The sequence below is a fragment of the Mesorhizobium sp. genome, assembly GCF_041661565.1.
Lineage (GTDB): Bacteria > Pseudomonadota > Alphaproteobacteria > Rhizobiales > Rhizobiaceae > Mesorhizobium.
In genome coordinates this window covers 37,054-55,583 of record NZ_JBAZUD010000001.1, presented here as the reverse complement: position 1 = coordinate 55,583, position 18,530 = coordinate 37,054, and the positions used below count along the sequence as shown (strand labels likewise).

General features: G+C 62.9%; 15 protein-coding genes. 6 read left to right on the top strand and 9 right to left on the bottom strand.

Annotated elements, in window-relative coordinates; translation table 11 throughout:
- Positions 1 to 20: 20 nt before the first annotated feature.
- On the bottom strand, positions 21 to 1,223 hold the full coding sequence (locus tag WC739_RS00210; RefSeq protein WP_372950981.1) for an OpgC family protein: 1,203 nt from the start codon (positions 1,221 to 1,223) through the stop codon (positions 21 to 23).
- Between the two features lie 202 nt (positions 1,224 to 1,425).
- On the opposite strand from WC739_RS00210, the gene WC739_RS00205 reads away from it, so the two are divergent.
- On the top strand, positions 1,426 to 2,085 hold the full coding sequence (locus WC739_RS00205) for an alpha/beta hydrolase (RefSeq protein ID WP_372950980.1): 660 nt from the start codon (positions 1,426 to 1,428) through the stop codon (positions 2,083 to 2,085).
- 51 nt (positions 2,086 to 2,136) lie between these two features.
- On the opposite strand, the gene sthA is transcribed toward WC739_RS00205, so the two are convergent.
- Positions 2,137 to 3,525, bottom strand: coding sequence for a Si-specific NAD(P)(+) transhydrogenase (gene sthA, locus WC739_RS00200; protein ID WP_372950979.1), 1,389 nt, complete (start codon positions 3,523 to 3,525; stop codon positions 2,137 to 2,139).
- Between the two features lie 213 nt (positions 3,526 to 3,738).
- On the opposite strand from sthA, the gene WC739_RS00195 reads away from it, so the two are divergent.
- Positions 3,739 to 4,209 carry an RDD family protein gene (locus WC739_RS00195; RefSeq protein ID WP_372950978.1) on the top strand — a complete coding sequence of 157 codons (471 nt, stop codon included), beginning with the start codon at positions 3,739 to 3,741 and terminating at the stop codon, positions 4,207 to 4,209.
- Positions 4,210 to 4,348: 139 nt separating this feature from the next.
- Positions 4,349 to 5,107, top strand: coding sequence for an arginyltransferase (locus WC739_RS00190; RefSeq protein ID WP_372950977.1), 759 nt, complete (start codon positions 4,349 to 4,351; stop codon positions 5,105 to 5,107).
- 58 nt (positions 5,108 to 5,165) lie between these two features.
- Here WC739_RS00190 and WC739_RS00185 read toward each other — a convergent pair whose 3' ends face one another.
- On the bottom strand, positions 5,166 to 6,374 hold the full coding sequence (locus WC739_RS00185) for an AI-2E family transporter (protein ID WP_372950976.1): 1,209 nt from the start codon (positions 6,372 to 6,374) through the stop codon (positions 5,166 to 5,168).
- A 187-nt stretch (positions 6,375 to 6,561) separates the two neighbouring features.
- Positions 6,562 to 8,814 carry a DNA topoisomerase IV subunit A gene (parC, locus tag WC739_RS00180; RefSeq protein ID WP_372950975.1) on the bottom strand — a complete coding sequence of 751 codons (2,253 nt, stop codon included), beginning with the start codon at positions 8,812 to 8,814 and terminating at the stop codon, positions 6,562 to 6,564.
- A 324-nt stretch (positions 8,815 to 9,138) separates the two neighbouring features.
- Here parC and WC739_RS00175 point away from each other — a divergent pair, with 324 nt between their 5' ends.
- Positions 9,139 to 10,329 (top strand): hypothetical protein, encoded by a 1,191-nt coding sequence (locus tag WC739_RS00175; protein ID WP_372950974.1) that lies wholly within the window; start codon positions 9,139 to 9,141, stop codon positions 10,327 to 10,329.
- A 112-nt stretch (positions 10,330 to 10,441) separates the two neighbouring features.
- Here WC739_RS00175 and aspS read toward each other — a convergent pair whose 3' ends face one another.
- Together aspS and WC739_RS00165 are read right to left on the bottom strand one after the other, a co-directional pair.
- Entirely contained in the window at positions 10,442 to 12,232 is a 1,791-nt protein-coding gene (aspS, locus tag WC739_RS00170) for an aspartate--tRNA ligase (protein WP_372951038.1), read from the bottom strand.
- A 200-nt stretch (positions 12,233 to 12,432) separates the two neighbouring features.
- Positions 12,433 to 13,227 carry an N-acetyltransferase family protein gene (locus WC739_RS00165; protein WP_372950973.1) on the bottom strand — a complete coding sequence of 265 codons (795 nt, stop codon included), beginning with the start codon at positions 13,225 to 13,227 and terminating at the stop codon, positions 12,433 to 12,435.
- 181 nt (positions 13,228 to 13,408) lie between these two features.
- On the opposite strand from WC739_RS00165, the gene WC739_RS00160 reads away from it, so the two are divergent.
- Both WC739_RS00160 and rnd read left to right on the top strand, forming a co-directional pair.
- Positions 13,409 to 14,653, top strand: a complete 1,245-nt coding sequence (locus WC739_RS00160; protein WP_372950972.1) for an MFS transporter — start codon at positions 13,409 to 13,411, stop codon at positions 14,651 to 14,653.
- 75 nt (positions 14,654 to 14,728) lie between these two features.
- Complete coding sequence (gene rnd / locus WC739_RS00155; RefSeq protein WP_372950971.1) at positions 14,729 to 15,880, top strand: ribonuclease D; 1,152 nt, start codon at positions 14,729 to 14,731, stop codon at positions 15,878 to 15,880.
- Between the two features lie 47 nt (positions 15,881 to 15,927).
- On the opposite strand, the gene WC739_RS00150 is transcribed toward rnd, so the two are convergent.
- Genes WC739_RS00150 through guaB form a run of 3 tightly spaced genes read right to left on the bottom strand, consistent with a single transcriptional unit; the run spans position 15,928 to position 18,461 of the window.
- Entirely contained in the window at positions 15,928 to 16,347 is a 420-nt protein-coding gene (locus WC739_RS00150) for an MAPEG family protein (protein ID WP_372950970.1), read from the bottom strand.
- Positions 16,348 to 16,384: 37 nt separating this feature from the next.
- The gene (locus tag WC739_RS00145; RefSeq protein ID WP_372950969.1) at positions 16,385 to 17,008 is read right to left on the bottom strand and encodes a hypothetical protein; all 624 of its coding nucleotides are present in this window, start codon (positions 17,006 to 17,008) and stop codon (positions 16,385 to 16,387) included.
- Positions 16,959 to 18,461, bottom strand: a complete 1,503-nt coding sequence (guaB, locus tag WC739_RS00140; RefSeq protein ID WP_372950968.1) for an IMP dehydrogenase — start codon at positions 18,459 to 18,461, stop codon at positions 16,959 to 16,961. Before guaB ends, WC739_RS00145 begins: the two co-directional genes overlap by 50 nt.
- Positions 18,462 to 18,530: the final 69 nt, after the last annotated feature.

The window sequence follows — 18,530 nt, the reverse complement described above, 5'->3', positions numbered from 1 at the left end:
CCGGCTGGACCCCAAGGCCATCATCGGCTGGCTGCCGCCATCACGGGTGACATGCTGAAGGTCGCATGGGCAGGCGGCGCTTCAGTCCACGCCGGGCGGCGTTTCGCCGACAAGCCAAGACCGGAGAGCCATTCCAGATAGTAGGCGAGTGCGAATTGCACGGCGATGCCAGCGGCAATCAAGAGGCTGTCATAGGCAAACCCGCCCGGATTGATCTGTTTCAGCACCTGGGCGGTCAGGGCGAGCACCGTACCGGCAATGAAGACCGGCAGCGATCGCTTGCCCAGTATCGCCAGTGGATGATCGCGTCCCGTGCGAAACAAGGCCGAGACGGCCGGCAACGCCACGACCAGGTAGCTCAGCGCCATGATATGCAGCAGCCTCGGCAGCGACAGGAATGTCTTGTCGAAACCCGTCAGAACCGGAGGCAGGCCAAACCAGGAGATTTGTCCCCAAAGCGGGCTGTGAACCCAGACCAGGGCCGCGACGGTATAGGCCAGGGCCGCGCCGATCAGCCAGCGATTGACCGGAATGGCGCCGCCGCGACGCACATGCAACGTGGCCACCAGGCCGATGGTGAAAAGAAACTGCCATGAAAGCGGATTGAGAAACCAGAAGCCCGGCTCGGGGTAATTCGGAGGCGCGATCTGATAGATCCCGGCCGCCAGCCACAGGGCACCGGACGCGGCCAGAGCCAGCATGGGCCGGGTGCCGATGACGAACAGGAAGAGAGGCGCCAAAAGGAGCAGCACCGCGTAGACCGGCAGGATGTTGTTGTAGCCAAGCTGATGGCCGAGGGTCGCGATGCCGACCAGCACCTGCGGCGTATTCTTCATCAGCGGTTCGATGTTTATCAGCGTCAAAAGGTCAGGGCGCTTGGAGGACACGGCCGCCGCGCAGAAAATCGCCATGACAATCATGGTGGTGACGATGTGTGCGGCATAGAGAACCCCGGCGCGGCGCCACATCTTCAACGTTAGCAGCAGCCGGTTCCCGGGCTGGAACTTTGTGCCGTAGGCAAGCGCCACCGAGATGCCGGAGATCAGCACGAAAACCTCCGCCGCGTCCGAAAAGCCCAGATTCTTGTAGGTCAGTTGCTCGAACGCGGTGCCTGGCACATGATCGACAAAGATGGTCAGCAGGGCGAGCGCTCGCAACACATCGATGCGCGTGTCACGGTATGGGACACGAGCATCGCGGTCCGGCGAAATCTGGGTGGTCATCGACAAAAGGCCTCAAAGCTGCTTGTTCATGCGGGCAATGCGACCGCCCAGGCGCACCGCTTCGATTCCTTCCGCGAAATGATATCGCGCCAGAAACGGACTGCAATGCGCCCGGTTCAATCAACTTTTCGAGGTGATTGAAAATATTACGTTTTTAAGCCGGCAAACCGACTGCCAGAACCGCCACCAACGGGATGTACCGATGACCGATAAGAACCTCCCGGACGGCGCTTTGCGGCTCGATCTGGCGTTTCCCTATCGGGTCTACAGGCCCGGGAATCGCACCAGCGAATGCCTTTTCCTGCTGCACGGGTCTGGGGTTGACGAGACGACATTGCTGCAGCTGGCGCGTGAGATCGCGCCGCGCGCCGTGCTGGTCGCCGTGCGTGGCCGCATCGCCCAAGACGATGGCTTTCGATGGTTCGCACGCATCACGCCGACGCGTTTCGATCAGCAAAGCATCCGCGCTGAAACCGACGCCTTCGCCGGCTTCGTCACCGACGCCGCGGCGCGGCATGAGCTCGACCTCTCCAGCACGACGTTCCTCGGCTATTCGAATGGCGCCAATCTCGTTTCGAGCCTGATGCTGCTGCATCCTGGCCTTGTCGAACGCGCCGCGCTGCTGCGGCCGATGCCGGTGCTGGACGACGTGCCGGCGACGGATCTGGCGAAGGCGAAAGTGCTGATCATCGCCGGCGCCACCGATCTTGTCTATGCACCCTTCGCGCCGGTGCTGGTGACATTGCTAAGCCGGCATGGGGCCGAAGTCGATGCGCGGATCGTCGCGTCGGGACACGAATTCGGCGACACGGACGCGGCAATCGTCAGGCAATGGCTGGCGGCTTCGACCGTGCAAGGCTGACTGCGGCGCCGGCCCGGTGATGCGGGGCTGAGAGCGGCGGACAGAGCAGGCTTACCCTCGCCCCATCCTGTTCCAGGCATCCAGTCCGGCGATCTTGTAGGCCTCCGCCAGTGTCGGATAGTTGAAGGTGTTGTTGACGAAGAAGTCGACGGTGCCGCCGAGATTGATCACCGCCTGGCCGATATGGATCAGTTCGGTGGCTCCCTCGCCGACGATGTGCGCGCCGAGCAGGCGACGCGTCTCGATCGAGAACAGCAGTTTCAGGAAGCCGGTGTCGACGCCCATGATGTGGCCGCGCGAGGTCTCGCGGAAGCGCGCCACGCCAATCTCATAGGCGCCGCCGCTCTGGCGCACCTGTTCCTCGGACTGGCCGACCGTCGAGATTTCCGGCACCGCATAGATGCCGTACGGGAATGTTTCGGGCGGCGGCGGCAACGGCACGCCGAAGGCATGGCATGCCGCCACCCTGCCCTGCTCCATCGACGTCGACGCGAGGCTCGGAAAGCCGATGACATCGCCGGCGGCGTAGATATTGGGCACGCTGGTCTGGAAGGTCTGCGGATCGACCTTGATGCGGCCGCGGGAGTCGGCTTCGATCCCGACCACATCGAGGCCCAGGCTGCCGACATTGCCGGTCCGGCCGGCCGCATAGAGCACCACCTCCGAACGGATGGTGCGGCCATCGGCCAGTTCCACCTCGGCTGCTTCCGGCTTGGAGCGGATTTCCTTGACCGCGCTGCCCAGCCGGATCGTCATGCCGCGATCGCGCATCTGGTGGATGAAATCGTCGACGATCTCGCGGTCGACGAAATCAAGAATGGAGTTGCGCGGCTCGACCAGTGTCACCGGCACGTCGAGCGCGGAAAAGATCGTGGCGTATTCGACGCCGATGACGCCGGCGCCGATCACCGTCAGGGTGCGCGGCAGGCGGTCGAGCTCCAACATCTCGTCGCTGTCGAAGACCCTGGTCTTGTCGAAAGGAACGTCGGCGGGACGATGCGGCCTGGTGCCGACGGCCACCAGCGCATGGGTGAAACCCACCTCGCTGTAGTCGCCATTGTCCGTCGTCAGGCTGACCCTGTTGGGACCGAGAAACTTGACCGCGGCGCGCGCGCTCCTGACGTTGTTGCGCATGAACTGATGCTGCAGAACCTCGACCTCATGATCGAGCGTCTTGTGCAGGCGCTGGACCAGATCGCCGACCGAAATGTCCTCCTTGACCCGGTAGCCGCGTCCGTAGAAGCCGCGTTCTCGCCAGCCCGAAAGATTGAGCACCGTTTCGCGAAGTGTTTTCGATGGAATGGTGCCTGTGTGCACGGAGACGCCGCCGAGGCGCCGGCCGCGGTCGACCACCAGCACGGATTTGCCCAGCTTGGCCGACTGCACCGCTGCACGGCGGCCGGAGGGGCCGCTGCCGATGACCAGCATGTCATAGTCCATAGTGCCCCGCCCCTCTGCCCCTGACGCCTTTTGCTGCGCTGCAACGAGCTAATGCCATCCACGCGCTGAATTCAACCGGTTCAGCTCGCCAAGCGCGGCTTTTGCGCTTCGCATCGGCGAAAACGCGCGACCTTGATTCCGCCTCGGCCATTCACCATTTCATCATCGAATGGTCCGCGCCTATGTCGGGCCTAGTTGTTACGAGGAAATGACATGAACGCGCGCGTTCTCGACGGCGAAATAATCCCCACCAGGCTGGACGACGTGAGGGCCTATGACGGCGTGCGCACGCGGCGCATCCTGGCCTTCGTGATCGACTACATCATCGTCGGGCTGCTCACCATTCCGTTCGCCATCCTGGTGTTTTTCCTTGGTCTTGTGACCCTTGGCCTTGGCTGGATGCTCTATGGCGCTCTCGTGCCAGCCGTAGCCATCCTGTATATCTGGAACACGCTGGGCAGCGCCGACCAGGCCACCACCGGGATGAAAATGATGGGCATCCGGCTCGACAGGCTAGATGGCCGGCCGATCGATGGCCTGACCGCGGTCGTCCACTCGGTCCTGTTCTGGGCCGGCAACGTCATCCTGTCGCCACTGGTCTTGCTGGTGACCTTGTTCTCCGATCGCAAGCGCACGCTACACGACCTTCTGCTTGGTACGGTCGTCAGCCGCACCGGCCGTTGACGCCATTTCCGGAACGCCGTACCGCCGCATCGGCCCACATGTGAAGGCGTGGGATTTGGTCGCGCCTTCACAATCCTGTTGAATTTTTTGCTTTCCGCGCCAAAGGTAGAGCGACTCGAAGGAGTGTTTCCAAGGCTCGATGACGCACCACCCGACCCAGTCGCCGCAGTTCTTCCTGACCGCGCCGTCGCCATGCCCCTATCTCGACGGTCAGTTCGAGCGCAAGGTGTTCACGCATCTGGTTGGCGACAAGGCTTCGGAGATGAATGATCTCCTGACGCAAGGCGGCTTCCGGCGCTCGCAGAACATCGCCTACAGGCCTGCCTGCGAGACGTGCCGCGCTTGCGTTTCGGTCCGCATCCTCGCTCAGGAGTTCGTCGCCAGCCGCAACATGAAGCGCGTGCTGCAGCACAACTCCGATCTGGTCGGCGCCATGCACAGTGCCGAGCCCTCGACCGAACAATATTCCCTCTTCCGCGGTTATCTTGACGCACGCCACCGCCGTGGCGGGATGTCCGACATGACGGTGCTCGACTATGCCATGATGGTCGAGGATACCCATGTCGACACCAAGGTGATCGAGTACCGGCGGCGAGGCCCCGACACGTTCATCACCGGCAAGGGACAGGGCGAGTTGATCGCCGTGGCGCTGACCGACAAGATGGCCGACGGGCTGTCGATGGTCTATTCCTACTTCAATCCCGATTTCGACGAGCGTTCCCTCGGAACCTTCATGATCCTCGACCACATCGCCCGCGCCAGGGCGATGGGCCTGCCCCATGTCTACCTTGGCTATTGGGTCAACGGCTCGCGCAAGATGAACTACAAGATGCGTTTCATGCCGCAGGAGCATCTCGGCCCGAAAGGCTGGGAACGCTACAACAGCGAAGCGGTTTGACGCCGACCTGTTCGTTCGGAAGCCTCAGGTTCCCGGCGACGACATGCATTGGGTAATATCAGGCGCTGGTTTTCTCCGCCGCGCCTGGCATCGGCAACACCTCGATGCGCGGACTGTCCTCGGCCGGCAAGCCCGGGGCGAGCTCGTCGACCAGTTCAACCTCGCGTAGCCACTCGCGCCAGATCGCGACCAGCAGGGCCATCAGCACCGGGCCGATGAACAGGCCGAGGAAGCCCATGGTCTTGACGCCGCCGATCAGACCGAAAAAGGTCGGCAGGAACGGTAGTTTTATCGGCCCGCCGACGAGCTTCGGACGCAACGTCTTGTCGACGATGAACAATTCGACCGCGCCCCACAGGAACAGCGCCAGGCCGGACATCGGCGAGCCACTGGCGGCGAGGTAGATCGATACAAGGGTGAAGGACAATGGCGCGCCGCCCGGGATAAGCGCCATGACGCCGGTCAGGGCTCCGAGCGTCACCGGAGATGGCACGCCGGCCAACCAGTAGGCTATACCCAGCACGAGCCCCTCTCCGATGGCGATGACGGTCATGCCGGTCACGGTCGAAGAGATTGTCGCCGGCACGACCCTAGAAATCCGCTCCCAGCGCGCCGGCAGGATACGCTCGCCGAGACGATCGACCTGGCCGGCGAAATGCTCGCCGTCGCGATAGGCGAAGAACAGGGCGATCATCATGAAAAGCAGCGTCAACAGCAGGCCGAAGGCGCTGCCGCCAGCTGCCAACACACCGCGGTAGATGCTGCCTATATTGGCGCCGCTGACCAGCTGGATCAGTTCGCCAATGCCGCCGGGATGGCCAAAATTCGCCATCCATTGTTCGTTCAGCCACTCGCCCACGACAGGCAGCGCGGTGATCCAGTGCGGCGTCAGCGCGCCGTGCCGGTTGGTCTCGATCGCCCAACCGACCCATTCCCGCACCTCGTTGATGGCGTATGTGCCGGCAAGTGCGATCGGTATCACCAGGAAGGCGAGAATGAACAGAATGGCTAAGGTCGCGGCGATGGTGCGGTTGCCGCCGACGCCGGCCAGCAGCCGCCTATAGAGCGGCCAGCTGGCAAAAGCGATGACCAGCGCTGCCAGCACGGGAAACAGGAAACCGTGGAAGAAATAGACGCCGGCGGCGACGATCAGCACCAGCAGCCAGCGCGCCGCCGAGAGCGGCGGAATGACGGCGGACCGCAACGGCGTCGACAGGCCGAACAGGCGCTGCTGGCGTTCCGGCTTCTGGATTTTGGATTCCTTCAAACGCCCGTGTCTCCCAAACACCCTTCGCCGTTATGCACTGATATAGTGCAGCAATCGTGACGATACTCCAAATGGTGATGCGCAGCGTCCTTCTCCCCTTGTGGGAGAAGGTGGATCGGCGCGCAGCGCCGAGACCTCGCTTGGCGAGGCCACTTCCTCCACAAGGGGGGAAGGAAAAGGCGCTCAGCTATCCGAACTTGCCCGTCCTGGGGAAACCTTTCGGCACCATGCGTCCGGCAGAGGCACGGGCGCCGATCCATTCGACGAGTTCCTCGCGCGACCGCGTAAACGTCCGGTCGGCGGAATCCTGCCAGGAGAGGCCGCTCTCCAGCGTGAACGGCTTGAGGTCGAGGAGGCCGCCGTCCTTGTATTTCTGCAGCCGCACGCCCTTGCCGCGGCTCATCTCCGGAATCTCAGAGAGCGCGAACACCAGCATCTTGCGGTTCTCGCCGACGATGGCGAGATGGTCGCCCGTGACCGGAATGCAGCGCTTGGCCTCGTCCGGGGCTTTCACGTTCATCACCTGCTTGCCCTTGCGGGTGTTTGCGACCACTTCCTCCTCCGGCACGATGAAGCCATTGGCGTCGTGCGAAACCAGTAGCAGCTTGCGCTTGGGATCGTGGATGAAGGCGGTGACGATATCCTGGTCGTTGTCCATGTCGACGATGATGCGGATCGGCTCGCCATGGCCGCGCCCGCCGGGCAGCCGGTCGGCGCCGATGGTGTAGAATTTGCCACCCGTCGTGAACACCAGCACCTTGTCGGTGGTCTGGGCGTGGAAGGCGAGTTTGAGGCTGTCGCCCTCCTTGAAGGTCAAGGTGGAATAGTCCGTCAAATGGCCCTTCATGGCCCGCAGCCAGCCCTTTTCCGAGACGACCACGGTCACGGGCTCGCGCTCGATCATGGCATGCGCGATGTCTGTCAGGTCATGCTCGGGCGCGTCGGCGAACTGGGTGCGGCGCTTGCCGATTTCGGTCTCCGGGCCGAACTTGTCGCGGATGTTGGTGACTTCCCACTTGATCGTCGCCCATTGCTTGGCATCCGATGCCAGCAAAGCCTCTATCTGCTTCTTTTCGGCGCTCAAGCCGTCGAACTCCTTGCGGATCTCGAATTCCTCGAGCTTGCGCAGGGCGCGCAGGCGCATGTTGAGGATGGCCTCGGCCTGCGTGTCGGTGAGCGACCAGCGGGCCATCATCACCTGCTTGGGCTCGTCCTCCTCGCGGATGATCCTGATCACCTCGTCGATGTTGAGATAGGCGATCAAATAGCCGGCGAGAATCTCCAGGCGTCTTTCGATCTCGCCAAGCCGATGTTTCGAGCGCCGCACCAGCACGTCGCGGCGATGCTCCAGCCATTCCTGCAGCACGCCTTTCAACGACAGGACGTTGGGCACCTTGCCGCGCGAAAGCACGTTCATGTTGAGCGGAAACCGGCTTTCGAGCTCGGTCAGCTTGAACAGTGATTCCATAAGGATGCCGGGATCGACCGAACGGCTCTTCGGCACGAGCACGACGCGAATGTCCTCGGCGCTCTCGTCCCGGATGTCCTCAAGCAGCGGCAGCTTGCGCGCCATGAGCAGTTCCGCGATCTTCTCGATCAGCCGCGCCTTCTGGACGCCATACGGGATTTCGGTGACGACGATGCTCCAGGTGCCCCTGCCCAGATCCTCCTGGATCCATTTCGACCTGACACGGAAGCCGCCGCGGCCCGTCTCGTAGGCTTCGAGGATGGAGGCGCGGCTATCGACGATGATGCCGCCCGTCGGGAAATCCGGACCCTGGACGAAGTCCATGAGCTTCGCCACCGGCGCGTCCCGATGCTCGATCAGATGCAGTGCTGCATCGCACAATTCGGCCGCGTTGTGCGGCGGGATCGAGGTCGCCATGCCCACCGCGATGCCGGACGAGCCATTGGCAAGCAGGTTCGGGAAGGCGCCGGGCAGCACCACCGGCTCTTCGTCTTCTTCATTGTAGGTTGCCCGAAAATCGACGGCATCCTCGGTGATGCCTTCCAGAAGCAGCGTCGACACATCGGTCATGCGGGCTTCGGTGTAGCGCATCGCGGCGGCGTTATCGCCATCGATGTTGCCGAAATTGCCTTGCCCGTCGACCAGCGGGTAGCGCATCGAGAAATCCTGCGCCAGCCGCACCAGCGCGTCATAGATCGACTGGTCGCCATGCGGATGGAACTTGCCCATCACCTCGCCGACGATGCGGGCACATTTGGCGAAGCCCTGATCCGGATTGAGACGCAGCAGGCGCATCGCGTGCATGATGCGCCGGTGGACCGGCTTCAGCCCGTCGCGCACATCGGGCAATGCCCGGTGCATGATCGTCGACAGCGCGTAGGCGAGGTAGCGCTCTTCCAGCGCTTTCTTCAGATCGATCGGTTCGATGTGATCGCCGCCGCCATCTTGAGGCGGCAAAAGCCTTTTTCCCATGGGCTGGACCTAGCCGAGCGGGTGATTCGCGGCAAGAGCCCGGCCGAAATGCGGGCGTTTGTGCAACATGAAACCCTGTGCCGGGCGACGCCGCCCAACATCAGCCCGTTACACGTGGCCTCTAGGGAAGCGCGGTGACATCAGGCGGCGGGCCATTCATGACAAATTCACCGCTTGCGAAAAGACGATGGGATCAAGTTTGCCTTTCGCCGTGATTTTTGACCATTGTGCCGGGACACGCCTTTTTCCGGTCCAGTTCGTCACGGAAGGGTGACGGCGCAAAGAATTGAAGAACAATTTCAGGATACTCTCAGGGATATCGCGATGACAATCAAACGCTCAACTCTCCATAAACTCGCTTTTTCGACCTTCCTGCTCACACTTCCTCTCAACGCCGCCCTCGCCCAGGACACGGCGGTCGCCGACCGGCTGAAGGCCACTCTGGCCACCCAGGGCGTCGACATTTCCTGGACCGGCGTGACAGGCGACAAAACGAGCATGGTGCTGCAGAGCGTATCGGTTAAGCCGGCATCGGAAAAGGAGCCTCTCGCCATCGGCGACGTCAAGCTGGAAGGTGTCACGGAGGCAAATGGCGGCTATGAGATCGCCACCGTAACGACATCGGCGTTCGGCCACAGCAAGGACGGCGTCACCCTCGATCTCAGCCCCTTCGTCATCCACGGCATGACGGTCCCCGCTGACGGCGCCACAGGCCCGCTGGGCTCGCTGATGATGTACAAATCAGCCGAACTCTCGAACATGACGGTCAAGGTCGCCGACAAGACCGCCTTCTCGATGGACGGGCTTGCCGTCAAGATCACACCGCCCGCGGACGGCAAGGCGATGGAATTCACTGGCACCACGGAAAAGTTCAACGCCGACCTGACGCTTGTCGACGATCCCAAGTCCAAGGAAGTCATCAACGCGCTCGGCTACCAGAACATCTCGGGTAACTTCCAGATGGCCGGCACCTGGCAGCCGTCCGACGGCAAGATGGAACTGACGAAATACGACGTTTCCGTTGCAAATGCGGGCACGCTGGGCATGAAGTTCAATCTCGGCGGCTACACGGTCGACTTCATCAAGTCGCTGCAGGAGATGCAGAAGAAGATGGCGGCGCAGCCGGAAGGCGCCGACAGTTCGGCGCAAGGCATGGCCGCGCTCGGCCTCATGCAGCAGCTGTCGTTCAACGGCGCCTCGTTTCGCTTCGACGACGATTCGCTGACCAACAAGGTGTTGGACTATGTCGGCAAGCAGCAGGGCATGTCCGGCAAGGACATCGCCAACCAGGCCAAGGCGATCGTGCCGTTCGGCATGGCGCAGCTCAACAACCCGGAACTGACGGCCGAAGTGACCGCTGCGGTCGGCAAGTATCTCGATGACCCGAAGAGCCTAGAGATCTCGGCCGCGCCGCCGTCATCGGTTCCCTTCGCGCTGATCATGGCGGGCGCGATGTCCAACCCGCTCGACCTGCCCAAGACGCTCGGCGTTCATGTCAAGGCGAACGAGGACTGATAGATCCGGTCGCAATCGCAAAAGCCCGGCAGCGATGCCGGGCTTTTTTGTAGGATTTCCGAATTGAAAGAATCGGTTCCGGCGGTTGATTAAGCCCTGCCAGACGTTGCGATCAGGCGTCCTTCTTGGCCGTCGCAACGCGCAGCGAAAGCTCGCGCAATTGCTGCGGGGTCGCCGCCGAGGGCGCGTTCATCAGCAGGTCGTAGGCCTGCTGGTTCATCGGGAACATGGTGATCTCGCGCAGATTCTTTGCCCCGACCAGCAGCATGACCACACGATCGACGCCGGCTGCCATGCCGCCATGCGGCGGCGCGCCATATTGGAACGCACGATAAAGACCGCCGAAACGCTCTTCCACCGTGTCGCGGTCCAGCCCGACCGTCTCGAAGGCCTTGACCATGGTTTCGGGCAGATGGTTGCGGATGCCGCCAGACGCGATCTCGAAGCCGTTGCAGACCATGTCGTACTGGAACGCCTTGATGCCCAGCAGGTCCTCGCCGTTCAGCGCGTCGATGCCGCCCTGCGGCATCGAGAACGGGTTGTGCGCGAAGTCGATCTTCTTCTCCTCCTCGTTCCATTCGAAGAACGGGAAGTCGACGATCCAGCACAGTTCGAAGCGCTCGCGATCGACAAGGTTCAGTTCCTCGCCGGCGCGCGTGCGCGCCGCCCCGGCGAAGGACACGAACTTCTTCGGGTCACCGGCGACGAAGAAGGCGGCGTCGCCATCGGCAAGGCCGAGCTGAAGCCGGATCGCCTCGGTACGCTCCTCGCCGATGTTCTTGGCGAGCGGGCCGGCGCCCTCGGTCTCGTCGCCCTCCTTGCGCCAGAAGATGTAGCCCAGGCCCGGCTGGCCCTCGCCTTGCGCCCAGGAGTTCATACGATCGCAGAACGCGCGGCTGCCGCCGGTCTTGGCCGGAATGCCCCAAACCTCGGCCTTCGGGTCATTGGCCAGGATGTTGGCGAAAACCTTGAAGCCGGAGTCGCGGAAATGGTCGGAGACGGCCTGCATCTCGATCGGGTTGCGCAGATCAGGCTTGTCGGAACCGTATTTGCGCATGGCGACGTCGTAGGGGATGCGCTGGAATTTCTGCGTCACCGGCTTGCCGTTGGCGAAGGTCTCGAAGACGCCCCGCATCACCGGCTCCATGGTCGACAGCACATCGTCCTGCTCGACAAAGCTCATTTCGAGGTCGAGCTGGTAGAATTCGCCGGGCAGACGATCAGCGCGCGGATCCTCGTCGCGGAAGCACGGCGCGATCTGGAAATAGCGGTCGAAGCCCGACACCATGATCAGCTGCTTGTACTGCTGCGGCGCCTGCGGCAGAGCATAAAAAGTGCCGGGGTGGATGCGCGACGGCACCAGGAAGTCGCGTGCGCCTTCCGGCGAAGACGCGGTAAGGATCGGCGTCGAGAATTCGGTGAAACCGACCTCGCCCATGCGCTTGCGCATCTCGGCGATGATCTTCGTCCGCGCCACGATGTTCCTGTGCAGCGTGTCGCGGCGCAGGTCGAGGAAGCGGTACTTCAGCCTGATATCCTCGGGATAGTCCGGCTCGCCGAACACCGGCAGCGGCAATTCCTTGGCCGCCGACAGAACCTCGATCTCGCGGGCGAAAATTTCGATCTCGCCGGTCGGCAGGTTGGCGTTGACTGTCTCCGGCAAGCGCGCCTTGACCTCGCCGTCGACGCGGATGACCCATTCGCCGCGCACGGTCTCGGCGACCTTGAAGGCCGGCGAATCGGGATCGGCGACGATCTGGGTCAGGCCATAATGGTCGCGCAGGTCGATGAAGAGCAGGCCGCCATGGTCACGCACACGGTGCACCCAGCCCGACAGGCGAACGGTCGAGCCGACGTCGGTCTTTCTCAGCTGGGCACAGGTATGGCTGCGGTAACGATGCATTGTCATTGCTGAAGTCCGGGGTATGGAGTTGCAGGCCGAAGCATCAGGCCCGGCCTCAAAATTTGCGCGAAAAGCGCATGCGAGGCCGGATTTGTCAAGGCAACGGCGCTTGGTAGCATCTCGGCGCGAACTTTGGCTTTTGAGCCGTTGCGGTCATCGCTCACAACAAGCGGTGACCCAACATGGATCGCTGATGGCGATCAGCGGGTGAAGCGCGCACCATCACTGGGCGTGGCGACCCCACACACGACCGCTGGATCCGGACGAAGTGCGCATGATTCCACCATTCGTCGGGATGGTATGTTCGATGCTGAGACGAGCTCATAAATGTGTGTGGCATGCAGATCGCGAAACACACTGAGGATCATGCGAGCGTTGATGTAATTACCGAGCCCTCGGCCCCTCTGCGATTCCGAGACCGCAACCAAGCCACCCCATGCATATCGGTGATAGGCGCTATAGGAATTGTGCGCCAGGTACCCATGCGCGGTTGCCGCGACAGTTCCCGTCTCTTCGCCTACCACTACCGTGGTTGCCGGCCCCAAGGTTCCGGCCAGCAGCGACCCTGAAAATGGGACTACGCCCGATGCCGCCATATGCGCCTGGATGCGGGCCATATACGCACCATCCGGTTCGGCCGGCTGGTCTTGATCGACAAGCCCGCCGGGCAATCCGCGGTCGATAATTGCCTCCGATGCCGCCAGGGCACTTGCCTGGTCGGCCACAAACACGTCCCAGGTATCGAGGCGGAAGCCGACCTTGGCCAGTCGAGACTTGAGCTCGTCCGCCTTGCTTGCCGGTATCATGCGAAAGCCACAGACGCCGTCGCGATTGAGGATCTTGTCGATCAGTTCCCAGCCCAACCGATCGGGATCATCGCACCCCATCGTGCGCCCAGTCTGGCACGCGCCGGGAGTCGCTCTGATGAAATCGACACTCGCCTCGGCCTGAGCTTGCAGGCGCTGCTGAACCTCCGTGCCGAAATAGCCTGACATGTGAAATCCCCACCCTGCGTGACAAGCACTGGGGAATATAGCAAGCGCGACGGAATACAGCCAAGCTGCCTTCTGTCGGAACCAGCCGTTGCCCTTGTTGGCTCAACGCCACCGGCAATTGCCGCTGGCATTGGCCAAGGTGATGGTCCAATAAGGATCACCGACACGTGATCACCCCTTCATGTCTTCCATCCGCCCACTGATCCCGCTTCTCCTCGCCGCTGGCATCCTGCTGGGCGGCAATGGGCTGCAGAGCACGCTGATCGCGCTGCGCGGCGCGCAGGAAGGGTTTCCGGCCTCCTTGATCGGGCTGATGGGCACGTTCTATTTCGCCGGGTTCCTGCTCGGCTGCCTGGCCATCACCCGCATCATGAAGGCGGTCGGCCATATCAGGGCATTTTCGGCACTGGCTGCGATCGCCTCGGTCGGCACCTTGCTGCTGGTGCTGGTTCTCGATCCGATCATGTGGTGCGCGGTGCGCTTTGTCGGTGGTTTCTGCTTCGCCGGACTGTTCACCATCGTCGAAAGCTGGATGAATTCCGGTGTCGGCAACCACGACCGGGCCCGCGTGCTGGCGATCTACCGGATGGTCGATATCGGCTCGGTAACCTCCGCCCAGTTCCTGATCCCGGTCTTCGGCGCCGGAGGCTTCACCATCTTCGCCATCATGTCGATCATGATCACCCTGTCGCTGGTGCCGGTGTCGCTCGGCGACCGCACGAATCCGACGCCGCCCGAGGAGGTCAAGCTCGACCTGGCGCGCGTCTGGCGGATTTCGCCGCTCGGCTGCTTCGGGTGCATCGCCGTCGGCGTCACCAACAGCGCCTTTCGCACGCTGTCGCCGGTCTATGCCGAGCAGATCGGCATGTCGGTCGCCGATGTCGTCACCTTCGTCAGCGTCGGCATCTTCGGCGGCGCCATCATCCAGTATCCGCTCGGCTATCTTTCCGACCGCTGGGACCGGCGCCGGGTGCTGTTGATCACGACCTGCTGTGCGATGCTGTCAGCCCTGGCGCTTGTGTTCGTCGCCGGCAGCAATCCGCTGCTCAACTTCGTCATCATCTTCATCTTCGGCTGTTTCGCCATGCCGCTCTATTCGCTGTCGGCGGCGCATTCCAACGACCGCGCCGACGCGGGCGAGTTCGTGCTGATCAACGCGGCGCTGATGCTGTTCTATTCCTTCGGCGCCATTGGCGGCCCGTTCGCGGCCTCGACGGCGATGCAGTATTTCGGGCCGAGCGCGCTGTTCGTGTTCAGCGCCGTCGTCTACGCGATCTTCATCGCGGTCATCCTCTACCGCATGCAAGCCCGGTCGGGCGTGCCGGCAGGCGAGCGCGGCCGCTTCATCGCGCTGTTGCGCACTTCGACCATTTTCGCGCGCCTGGCCAGGAGAAACGGTGATCCGGAAGGTCCGACGGGATCGTAACGATGGCGCCGACGCTTGACGAAAGCGCTCCCGGCTGAAATCTAGGAAGACTTTACTCCTGCCAAAAGCGATTTGATGCACGTCATCACCACCCAGAACGAACTCGAAACCGTGGTCTCCGCTTTCGAAAAGTCGGATTTCGTCACAGTCGACACCGAATTCATTCGCGAAACGACCTTCTGGCCGATCCTGTGCCTGATCCAGATGGCAGCGCCGGGGGTGACGGCACTGATCGATCCGCTGTCCCCCAGCCTGGACCTGAAGCCATTCTTCAGGCTGATGGCCAATGAGGCGGTGGTCAAGGTCTTCCACGCCGCACGGCAGGACATCGAAATCATCGTCCACCTCGGCGATCTCGTGCCGCATCCGGTGTTCGACACGCAGGTCGCGGCAATGGTGTGCGGCTTCGGCGACAGCGTGTCCTATGATCAGCTCGTGCAGCGGATCACCGGGGCGCGGCTCGACAAGTCATCGCGCTTCACCGACTGGCGCCACCGGCCGCTTTCCGACAAGCAGCTCGACTACGCGCTGGCCGACGTCACCCATCTCATCGAGGTCTATCGGCACCTCAGCGCCGAACTGGAGCGGGAAAACCGTGCCCACTGGCTCAACGAGGAGATGGAAGTGCTGACCTCGCGCGAGACCTATGATCCGCATCCCGAGGACGCCTGGAAGCGGCTGAAGATGCGGCTGCGCAAACCGCAGGAACTGGCGATCGTGCAGGCGGTGGCGGCATGGCGCGAGCGCGAGGCGCGCGAGCGCGACGTGCCGCGTGGCCGCGTGCTCAAGGACGATGCCATCTACGAGGTGGCGCAGCAGGGCCCGCGCGACGCGGCCGCCCTTGGCAAGCTGCGCACGACGCCGAAGGGCTGGGAACGGTCGTCTACCGCCACGGCGCTGCTTGGCGCGGTCAACACGGCGCTGGCCTTGCCCAAGGAAGAGATGCCGAAGCTGCCGAAGAATTTCCAGCCGCCCGAGGGTTCGAGCGCCGCGGCGGAACTGCTGAAAGTGCTGCTGAGGATCGTGGCCGAAAACGAAGGCGTCGCCTCGAAGGTGCTGGCCTCGAGCGACGACATCGACCGTATTGCCGCCGAGGGTGAGGAGGCCGATGTTCCGGCCTTGCAGGGCTGGCGCCGCGCCGTGTTCGGCGAAACGGCGCTCAAGCTTGTGCGCGGCGAGATCGGCATCAAGTTCGACAGGCGCAAGATCGCGGTTTTCGACCTCTAATCGCCGTTTGCGTCTGCCCTGCTCAGCTTACGACCGTAGCCCCTGGCTCACACCACGCCGAGCAGGTGGAGCGCGAGCCAGATCCATGCCGCCAGGAGAACCACCGCTCCGACGAAGAAGGAGCGGCTGCGCGCCCGCAGGTCGTTGCTGGTCAAATGGACCCAGGCGTGGAAATAGCGCGTCGCGACAAAGATCCACATCAGGGCCAGGGTCAGATAATTGACGCCGTTGGTGACGTGCAAGGTCAGGCACAGTGCGTAGAAAAGCACCGGCAATTCGAACTGGTTGACGAGATTGGCGGCGACAGTTGCGCTGGACGCCGGCTCGGTCGAGCGCATCTTGTACTGGCCGACCTTGGCCTCGCCCGACTTGACGGCGAAATATCTGCGACGCCCCAGCACGCCGTAGACGATGTAGATCAGCAGCACATGGGCCAGCATCGGCCAGAAGATCGTGGTCTGGCTCATGTAACTTCCCCTGCCCGGCCTGTTTTTCCGTCCAGCATCAGGACGCGCGTTTCTGGCTTGCCAGGGTGAATACCGCAATGGCGATGACCGGGATGGCGAGAAGCGTGAATTTGGCGACGATCAGCGCCGAGGCGAAGGACAGGGAATCCGCGTTCGCCGACAGGAAATCGGACAGAAGCCGCGCCACGGCGATGTTCTGGGCGTAGTCGGCAAATGTGTAAGGCAGCACGAGCATCAGTGCGAGGATCGACTGGACATGTCCCGGAAGCACGCGGAAGCTTTTCAGCCGCCGCCCTGTGGCCAGGATCAGGCTGACCAGCGTCAATGACAGCAGCGCCGGGAACACGAGATCGAAGGTCAGATAGTGCCAGACCAGGATGATCTCGCCGCCGCGCCGGCCGAGAGCCGTCAGCCAGGCCATGCCTTCGTCCGGGGTGAAACCGGAAACGCGCATGTCGAGCGTCGGCAGGCCACCGCTCAACTCGCGGAAATAAAAAAACTCCAGCGCCGTCATGGCGATGAACACCGCCGCCGACAGGAAACAGAGCGCCGCGGCATGCCGCGACAGCCGCAGGATCGTCTCCGTCAGGCTCCGCGCTAGCCCGTACCGATCAGGCTCCGCCGGGATAGTTCGGGCTTTCGCGGGTAATCGTGACGTCATGGGCGTGGCTTTCACGAAGTCCGGCGTTGGATATGCGTACAAAGGTGGCGCGGTCGCGGAAATCGGCAAGATCGCGGCCGCCGACATAACCCATAGCGGCTTTCAGCCCGCCCGCAAGCTGGTGCAGCACGCCAGACACAGGTCCTTTGTACGGGACCTGCCCTTCGATACCTTCGGGAACCAGTTTCAGCGTGTCGCGCACCTCGGCCTGGAAGTAGCGATCGGCGGAGCCGCGCGCCATGGCCCCGACCGAACCCATACCCCGATACGCCTTGAACGAGCGGCCCTGGTGCAGGTAGACCTCGCCCGGGCTCTCGTCGGTGCCGGCCAGCAGCGAGCCGATCATGGCCGCGCTGGCGCCGGCGGCGAGCGCCTTGGCCAGATCGCCGGAATATTTGATGCCGCCATCGGCGATGACGGAAACGCCCGATTTTTGGGCTGTCTCCACCGCCGACATGATGGCCGAGAGCTGCGGTACGCCGACGCCGGCCACGATCCGGGTGGTGCAGATCGAGCCCGGGCCGATGCCGACCTTGACGGCATCGGCGCCGGCATCGATCAGCGCCTGCGTGCCTTCGGCGGTGGCGACATTGCCGGCCAGGATGCGCACCGAGTTGGAGAGTTTCTTGGCCCGCGCCACGGCGTCCAGCACACGCTGCGAGTGGCCATGGGCGGTGTCGATCACCAGCAGATCGACTCCGGCGTCGATCAGGCGTTCAGCACGCTCGAAACCATCATCACCGACGCTGGTGGCGGCCGCGGCGCGCAGACGTCCCTGGGAGTCCTTGGTGGCGTGCGGGTTGAGTTGCGACTTCTCGATGTCCTTGACCGTGATCAGCCCGACACAATTGCCCTGCTTGTCGACGACAACCAGCTTCTCGATGCGGTGCTGGTGCAGAAGCCGCTTGGCTTCGTCCTGGTCGACATTCTCCTTGACCGTGATCAGGTTCTCACGGGTCATCAATTCATAGACCTTTTGCCCGGGGTCCGAGGCAAAGCGCACGTCGCGGTTGGTCAGGATGCCGACCAGCCGCCCGACCTTCTGGCCGCCGGTGCCGCCATTCTCGACCACCGGAATGCCCGAGATCGAGTAGGAGCGCATCAGCGAAAGCGCATCGGCGAGAGTGGCGTCGGGACCGATGGTGACCGGGTTGATGACCATGCCGGATTCGAACTTCTTGACCTGCCGCACCTGCTCGGCCTGCTCGGCCGGCGAGAAATTGCGGTGGATGACGCCGATGCCGCCGGCCTGAGCCATGGCGATGGCGAGACGCGCCTCGGTGACGGTGTCCATGGCCGCCGACAGGATCGGCACATTGAGGTCGATGTCGCCGGCGATGCGGGTGCGCACATCGGTCTCGCCCGGCATGACCTCGGAATGACCGGGCTGCAGCAGCACGTCGTCAAAGGTCAGCGCCAGCGCGCCGGTGGACGTTTCAATGATTTTTGCCATGGCCAGCCCTCGGAATACAAAAAAGCGCTGGACCGGGATGGACAGCGCCGACTCGTTTCTTCCCTTTCA